The 7,048-nt window shown below is 68.6% G+C and carries 8 protein-coding genes and 1 pseudogene; 3 read left to right on the top strand and 6 right to left on the bottom strand.

Annotated elements, in window-relative coordinates; translation table 11 throughout:
• The 6 genes and pseudogenes from AC1DQP_RS14040 to purM all read right to left on the bottom strand — a co-directional run.
• Positions 1–88, bottom strand: a pseudogene (locus tag AC1DQP_RS14040) (DUF3108 domain-containing protein); the annotation flags it as partial.
• A 2-nt stretch (positions 89–90) separates the two neighbouring features.
• Positions 91–870, bottom strand: a complete 780-nt coding sequence (locus tag AC1DQP_RS14045; protein WP_256775727.1) for a DUF3108 domain-containing protein — start codon at positions 868–870, stop codon at positions 91–93.
• 67 nt (positions 871–937) lie between these two features.
• The gene (purN, locus tag AC1DQP_RS14050) at positions 938–1,597 is read right to left on the bottom strand and encodes a phosphoribosylglycinamide formyltransferase (RefSeq protein ID WP_457319473.1); all 660 of its coding nucleotides are present in this window, start codon (positions 1,595–1,597) and stop codon (positions 938–940) included.
• Positions 1,597–2,205, bottom strand: coding sequence for a DUF2238 domain-containing protein (locus AC1DQP_RS14055; RefSeq protein ID WP_457319474.1), 609 nt, complete (start codon positions 2,203–2,205; stop codon positions 1,597–1,599). Before AC1DQP_RS14055 ends, purN begins: the two co-directional genes overlap by 1 nt.
• A 49-nt stretch (positions 2,206–2,254) precedes the next feature.
• Positions 2,255–2,722 (bottom strand): hypothetical protein, encoded by a 468-nt coding sequence (locus tag AC1DQP_RS14060; RefSeq protein WP_457319477.1) that lies wholly within the window; start codon positions 2,720–2,722, stop codon positions 2,255–2,257.
• A 44-nt stretch (positions 2,723–2,766) separates the two neighbouring features.
• Entirely contained in the window at positions 2,767–3,792 is a 1,026-nt protein-coding gene (gene purM, locus AC1DQP_RS14065; protein ID WP_478051834.1) for a phosphoribosylformylglycinamidine cyclo-ligase, read from the bottom strand.
• A gap of 138 nt (positions 3,793–3,930) precedes the next feature.
• On the opposite strand from purM, the gene AC1DQP_RS14070 reads away from it, so the two are divergent.
• Genes AC1DQP_RS14070 through hda form a run of 3 tightly spaced genes read left to right on the top strand, consistent with a single transcriptional unit; the run spans position 3,931 to position 6,928 of the window.
• Complete coding sequence (locus AC1DQP_RS14070) at positions 3,931–5,052, top strand: DUF2066 domain-containing protein (RefSeq protein ID WP_457319475.1); 1,122 nt, start codon at positions 3,931–3,933, stop codon at positions 5,050–5,052.
• Complete coding sequence (locus AC1DQP_RS14075) at positions 5,049–6,221, top strand: AI-2E family transporter (RefSeq protein WP_256775731.1); 1,173 nt, start codon at positions 5,049–5,051, stop codon at positions 6,219–6,221. Before AC1DQP_RS14070 ends, AC1DQP_RS14075 begins: the two co-directional genes overlap by 4 nt.
• A complete protein-coding gene (gene hda, locus AC1DQP_RS14080) occupies positions 6,218–6,928 on the top strand; it encodes a DnaA regulatory inactivator Hda (protein ID WP_457319476.1) in 711 nt (236 codons plus the stop codon). The genes AC1DQP_RS14075 and hda overlap by 4 nt, the downstream gene beginning before the upstream one ends.
• The last annotated feature ends 120 nt before the right edge of the window (positions 6,929–7,048 follow it).

Consider the following 7,048-nt stretch of genomic DNA (forward strand, 5'->3'; position numbering starts at 1 on the left):
GGAAGGGTTGCAGGGCCATGGCCGGCAGGCTGACTACGGCCAGGGCGCCAGCGGCGATCCAGGTCAGCGGACGGTTCATCAGGTTCATGCTCAGACTCCTTGGTATTCGATCAGGCGCAGATCAATCCGATCTTCGCCATCTTCGCGTTGCAGGATGCGCACCGGCGTGGGAACACCGTTGGCGATCCAGAGGATGGTTTCGTCATTGCCGCCGTTGGTCCGATGGACCCGCAGCGCGTTGTAGGAGAGCTCGCCGACCTGCACGTTCTCGGTGTCGGGGGCGGCCTGGTAGTCGTGCTGGCGCACGCGGCCGACATCAACGTAGCGGTAGTGCATCTGCCCGCCCGGACGGGCGTCGCGCATGATCGCCAGGTTGATCAGCAGCGCGCTTTGATCGCCGGGTTGCAGCGGGATCGGCTGGGTGCGTTCCTTCTTCAGGTCGCCCAGCCACTGCGCGGTGCCGGCCTGCCAGTTGTAGGTGCCGCTGACCTTCTTGCCCAGAAACAGGCCTTTGCGCACGGTGGCCTGGCTGATGGGCACGTAGGTGTCGCCCTGTTTTTCGAAGACCGTGCTCTGTTCCAGGTTCAAACCGAGCACGCTGGCAAAGCCGCGCCGGCCGACCACCTGCATGTCCACCCGCCACTGCGCGCCGCCGGTGTGGGTGACGCGCATGGTGGCGTCACCGGCTTCCTTGCCCTTGTACAGGGCCTGGTAGGTGGCGGTGAACGGTTCCAGCGCGGGCGCCTCCCAGCTGATCGCAGGCATTGCCGGGGGCGCGGCCGGGGCCGGCGGCTCCTGCGCCTGTGCGATGGCCACGGTGCACAGCAGGGATGCAAGCAGCAGCACGGGCTTGGACGGGGAGGTCTTCATGCGGGCAGGGAAAGAAGGGAGGGAAGAGGATGCCAGCGAACGGATCAGCAGCGCGTGTGCGTGCCGGTCACGCGTTCAGCTTGCCGGCGCAATCTAGGCGCAGCGGCCTAAACAGGGGGTGACCGTCGACCTGCAGTTGCCCCTCACGTTCAGCCACGCGGCCGGCCACCAGCCACTGCAGGCTGGCGATCAGCAGCGGATGTTCCACCGCCAGCACGCGCTGGGCCAGGGTTTCGGCGGTGTCGCCGGGCGCTACCGGCACCCGCGCCTGGGCCAGTACGGTGCCGGCATCCAGCTCGGGCACCACGAAGTGCACGCTGGCGCCGTGCTCGGCATCGCCGGCCTCCAGCGCGCGCGCATGCGTATGCAGGCCCTTGTAGAGCGGCAGCAGGGAGGGATGGATGTTGACCAGCCGACCGTCGAAGCGTTCAACGAAATGCCGGCCGAGGATGCGCATGTAACCGGCGCAGACCACCCAATCCGGCGCGAAGCCGGCCAGCGCATCGCCGAGCGCGGCATCGAACGCGTCGCGGTCGGCGAAGTCCCGGGGCGAGCGTGCCCAGCGCTGTTCGGCCGCCACGTGCTGCAACGCAGGCGCCTCGGGCTTGTCCGACAGCACCGCGACCACCTCGGCATCGAGCTGGCCGGCGCCGATCGCGGCGAGGATCGCCTGCAGGTTGCTGCCACGGCCAGAGGCCAGCACCGCGATGCGGCTGCGCGTACGCATCACCGCGCCTCCCGGCGTGCCAACGGCCACACCAGCAGGCTGCCCAGCGTGGCCAGCAGCATGTCCGCGTGCGCATCCCACATGTCACCCTGCTGGCCGTTGTAGGCCTCGGCTGCTTCGGGCGACAACAGCAGCGCGATGCCCCATTCCAGCCATTCGTAGGCCAGGCTGGAACACATGATCGCCATCACCGACAGGGTGAAGGCCTGGCCGATGCGCAGGGCCGGCCAGCCATGCCGGACCAGCTGTACCAGCGCCGGGGTGAAGCACAGGCCGTAGAGCAGGTGGATCAGCCGGTCGAAGTGGTTGCGCTGCCAGCCGAACGCCACGTTCGGCGACCAGCCGGTCGCGGCCTGCAGCCAGGCGTCGTAGGGCACATTGGAATAGAGCCAGCGCGCGGCCACGCAGTGGATGGCGATGAAGGCGCAGATCGCGATAAAGGCGCCATTGCCCAGCCGCCAGCGGCGATCCACCCACCACAGCGCGGCCAGCCCGATCACCGCGAGCGAGCCGTGCAATGCCTGTTCGGCCGGCCACAGTGGATGCACCCAGGTGGCGGCGAACACGGCCAGCACCCCGGCGAACGCGGTCTTCTTGGCAATGGACATGGGCGCGACGATTCGGCGGGGGAGGGTCATGGCGGGCGGTGGCGGCGGATCAGGGCGTCGGTGCGAGCGGGGTCGCAGTGCCCAGGAAGCTTTCGCGTACCGGGGCGCGTGACAGCACCATCAGGGTGAACACCCCCAGCACCGTGCCCAGCGGCATGCACAGACAGCTCAGGCCGGCCACCACCATGCACAGCGTGTGGCGGCGACGCTGCATCAGGCAACGCCCGGCGAACACCATGAGGCCGGCCAGCGTCATGCCGGCGAGGATGAAGAACAGCGACATCACCACGAACATCACCCCGACCGCTTCGGCACCCAGCGCGCCCGACGCACCACCATCGAGCGGCATCGAGCCGCTCAGCAGCGCGATGCCGAGGAACAGGTAGATCAGCGGAAACAGCGAGAAAAAGGCCACGAAGCCGGCCAGCACGTAATGCAGGATCGACAGCGTGCGCAGCTGCGACACGTCGTTGTGCGACAGTCGCGCAGCCGGCACGGCCGGCGGCGAGGCCGGCAGCGTCGGTGGCGTGTCGGCCTCCAGGCGGGGCGCCACGACGTGGATCAGCCGATCCGCACGCGTTCGGCACCGCTGGCGGTGGTGACTTCACCGATCGTCCAGTGATCCAGGCCCTGCGCGGAGACGGCGGCGGAGACGGCCTGGACCTGGTCGGCGGCCACGATCAGCACGAAGCCGATGCCGCAGTTGAAGGTGCGCCACATCTCGGCGTCCGCCACGGCGCCTTCCTTCTGCAGCCACTGGAACACCGGCGGCAGGGTCCAGGCATCGGCCTGGATGTTCAGGCCAAGGCCTTCAGGCACCACACGGATGATGTTCTCGGTCAGGCCGCCGCCGGTGATGTGGGCCATGCCGTGAATGGCCGCGCCGTGGCTCTTCAGCAGCGCCAGGATCGGCTTGACGTACAGGCGGGTCGGGGCCATCAGTGCATCGACCAGCTTGACCCCGCCCTCCAGCTCAAGGTCGGCCGGCTGGCCGGCGCGGTCGTAGATGYGGCGCACYAGCGAATAACCGTTGGAGTGCGGGCCGGAGGAGGCGATGCCGATCAGCACATCGCCGGCGGCCACGCTGGCGCCGTCTTTCAGCTCGCTCTTTTCGACACCGGCGACGGTGAAGCCGGCCAGGTCATACTCGCCGGGGGCGTACATGTCCGGCATTTCAGCGGTTTCGCCGCCGATCAGCGCGCAGCCGGCCTCGGTGCAGCCGTTGGCGATGCCGCCCACGACCGCTGCGGCGGTGTCGATGTCCAGCTTGCCGGTCGCGAAGTAATCCAGGAAGAACAGCGGTTCGGCGCCCTGCACCAGCACGTCGTTCACGCACATGGCGACCAGATCGATGCCGATCGTGTCGTGGCGGCCCAGCTGTTGTGCCAGCTTCAGCTTCGTGCCAACGCCGTCCGTGCCCGACACCAGCACCGGCTCGCGGTACTTGTTGGACAGGTCGAACAGGGCCCCGAAGCCACCCAGCCCGCCCATCACTTCAGGGCGGAAGCTGCGCTTGACCAGCGGCTTGATGCGCTCGACCAGTTCGTTGCCCGCGTCGATGTCGACGCCGGCGTCGCGGTAGGTCAGGGGAGAGGGATTGGACGGGGAATTGGTCACGGGCGTCGGCGCTGCGCTGGGGTGAAAGCGCGATTTTAACAGGCCACGTTGGCGCGCAGGCCCTATTCGGGCAACAATTCCCCCCGGATACGCTCAATGGAAGTCCTGATGCGCCGCAGCCTCTTTTTGATGATGCTCCTCACGCTATGCCTGCCGGTGGCCACGATGGCCCAGAGCGGGCTGCGTACCGAAGGCGACGTGGCCACTGCCAGCGGTGCTTACGAGGCCGAAGTACCGGTCAACAGCCAGGCCGATGCCGACCGCAACGGCGCCCTGTCGCGCGCGCTGGGCGTGGTGCTGGGCAAGTTGTCCGGCGACCGCAGCGTCATGGCGCGCCCGGGTGTGGCCCAGGCCCTGCGCGGGGCCAAGGACTACGTGGCCAGTTATGACTACCGCCAGGACCAGAGCACCTCGGCCAGCGGTGCCCCCAGTTTCCGCACCATGCTGGTGGCCCGGTTCCGCGAGGATGAGGTGGACGGCCTGATCTCCGCGCTGGGCCTGCCGTTGTGGCCGCAGCCGCGGCCCAAGCCGGTGGTCTGGCTGGCCATCGACGACGGCTCCGGCCCGCGTCTGGTCAGCGTGCAGCAGGCCAATGCGGCACGCCCGCTGCTGGCCCGTGCGGTCGAGCGTGGCTACAAGCTGGGCCTGCCCGGCGGCAGCGCGGCCGAACAGGCACTGGTCGGCGCGATCTGGCGTCAGGACACCGCTGCGGTGGCGCGCGCGTCCTCGCGCTACGCCCCGCCGATGCAGCTGGTGGGCAAGCTGTACCGCGCCAACGGCGGCTGGGTGGCCGACTGGGTGTTCGTGGACGGTGGCAAGGAACTGAACAAGTGGACCACCAAGGACAGCGATGCCCGCCGGGCCATGGCCGGCGGTGCTGACGGCACTGCCGATGCGCTGGTGCGCCGGTATGCCAAGGCCGGTGTCGCCACGGGTGCGGCTGGCAGCTACACCATCGCGGTGACCGGGCTGGACAGCGCCGAGGATTACCTGCGCCTGGCTGCGGGCCTGCGCGAGAACCCGGTGGTGCGCAACATCACCCCGCTGCGTGCCTCGGGCAACCGCCTGGAGCTGTCGCTGGACATGACCACCGGCCTGGCCGGCCTGAACCGCATGCTGGGCGACAACGGCGTGATCGTGCCGCTGGCCCCGCTGCCGGTGCCGATCGATCCCAATGAAGCGCCCGGCACCCCGCCGCCCCCGGCCAGCAACGAGTACCGCCTGCGATGATCCTGACCCCCGAAGCGGAGATCGCGCAGTTCCTGCGCCGCCTCAAGTACGTCCTGGTGGCGCTGGCGGCCGGTTGGGTGATCTGGTTGTTGGGCCCGATCCTGACCCCGTTCGTGCTCGCCCTGGCGCTGGCCTGGCTGGGCGACCCGCTGGTCGACCGGATCGAGGCGACCGGTCGTTCGCGCAATACCGGCGTGGTGCTGGTGTTCGTGGCGATGATCCTGATGATCACCGCCGCGCTGCTGATCCTGGTGCCGATGATCGAACGCCAGATCGCCACGCTGGTGGCGGCCATTCCGCAGGCGCAGCAGTGGCTGATGCAGACCGGCATTCCCTGGTTCGAGCAGAAGACCGGCCTGGAGATCATGCAGTGGATGGATCCGGACCGCCTGATCGAGTGGGTGCGCAGCCATTGGCAGCAGGCGGGCGGCTTCGCCAAGACGTTCTTCGGCTACGTCTCGCGTTCGGGCTTCACGATGGTGACCTGGGTGGTCAACATCCTGCTGCTGCCGATCCTGGCGTTCTACTTCCTGCGTGACTGGGACAAGCTGGTCGAACGGGTGGCCTCGATGATCCCGCGCAATCACATCGGCACCATCACCAAGCTGGCCCGCGAATCGGACGAAGTGCTGGGTGCGTTCATCCGTGGCCAGTTCCTGGTGATGATCGCGCTGGGCGTGGTGTACGCCGCCGGCCTGTCGTTGGTGGGCCTGAAGCTGGGCCTGTTGATCGGCCTGGTGGCCGGCCTGATCAGCTTCATCCCGTACCTGGGCGCGACCACCGGCATCGTGATGGCCATTGCCGCCGCGCTGGTGCAGGCGCAGGGCTTCGACCTCAAGCTGCTGATCCTGGTCGGTGTCGTGTTCACCGTGGGCCAGCTGCTGGAAAGCTACGTGCTGACCCCGCGCATCGTCGGCGACAAGATCGGCCTGCATCCGGTGGCGGTGATCTTCGCGGTGATGGCCGGCGGCCAGCTGTTCGGTTTCCTCGGCATGCTGCTGGCACTGCCGGTGGCGGCGGTCAGCAACGTGCTGCTGCGCTACGCGCACCAGCGTTACCGGCAGAGTGACCTGTACGCCGGCGAGCGCTCGGCGATCGTGCTGGATTCCTACATCGACAAGCCGACGATCATTGTCGAGACCTCACCGAAGGCGCCTGACCCGCAGTGAGTGTCGTCCCGCAGCTGCCGCTCGCCCTGCGCTATCCGCAGGACGAGCGCCTGGAAACCTTCATCGGCGCACCCGACGGTGCGCTGGCGCAGCTGCGTGCCATCGCGGTGGGCGCCGCGCACGACTGGGTGTACCTGGAAGGCGCGGCCGGCACCGGCAAGACCCACCAGGCGCTGGCGATGTGTTCGCTCGCCGAACAGGCTGGCCGGCAGCCGACCTACCTGCCGCTGAAGGCGGTGGTGGGGCGTACCCGCGCCGCGCTGGAGTCGCTGGAAGGCCGCGACCTGGTCGCGCTGGATGGGCTGGATGCAGTGGCCGGCCAGCGCGAGGACGAGGTGGCGCTGTTCGATTTCCACAACCGTGCGCGCAGCGCCGGCATTACCCTGCTGTATACCGCCCAGCACGGCCCGGACCAGCTGGGCCTGGTGCTGCCCGACCTGCGTTCGCGCCTGCAGCAGTGCGTGCGCCTGCAGCTGCAGCCGCTGGATGACGAAGGCCGCGCGGCGGTGTTGCGCGAGCGCGCGCTGCGGCGTGGACTGGCGATCGACGAAGCGGCGATCGAATGGCTGTTGACCCACACCGGCCGCGAGCTGGGCAGCCTGGTAAGCCTGCTGGACTGGCTGGACCGTGAATCCATGGCCGCGCAGCGGCGCATCACCGTGCCGTTCCTGCGGCAGGTGCTGGAAGATGGCCCGCCCCGGTTGTAGAGCCGACCGTTGGTCGGCTGCTCAGGACACGGCCCCCACCGTGTAGAGCCGACCGTTGGTCGGCTGCTCAGGACACGGCCCCCCACCGTGTAGAGCCGACCGTTGGTCGGCTGCTCTCCG

Source organism: Stenotrophomonas sp. P5_A8 (assembly GCF_056400545.1).

Coding starts and splice junctions, on each gene's coding strand:
- AC1DQP_RS14045 (WP_256775727.1), bottom strand. CDS start 870: ATGAAGACCTCCCCGTCCAAGCCCGTGCTGCTGCTTGCATCCCTGCTG.
- purN (WP_457319473.1), bottom strand. CDS start 1,597: ATGCGTACGCGCAGCCGCATCGCGGTGCTGGCCTCTGGCCGTGGCAGC.
- AC1DQP_RS14055 (WP_457319474.1), bottom strand. CDS start 2,205: ATGTCCATTGCCAAGAAGACCGCGTTCGCCGGGGTGCTGGCCGTGTTC.
- AC1DQP_RS14070 (WP_457319475.1), top strand. CDS start 3,931: ATGCGCCGCAGCCTCTTTTTGATGATGCTCCTCACGCTATGCCTGCCG.
- AC1DQP_RS14075 (WP_256775731.1), top strand. CDS start 5,049: ATGATCCTGACCCCCGAAGCGGAGATCGCGCAGTTCCTGCGCCGCCTC.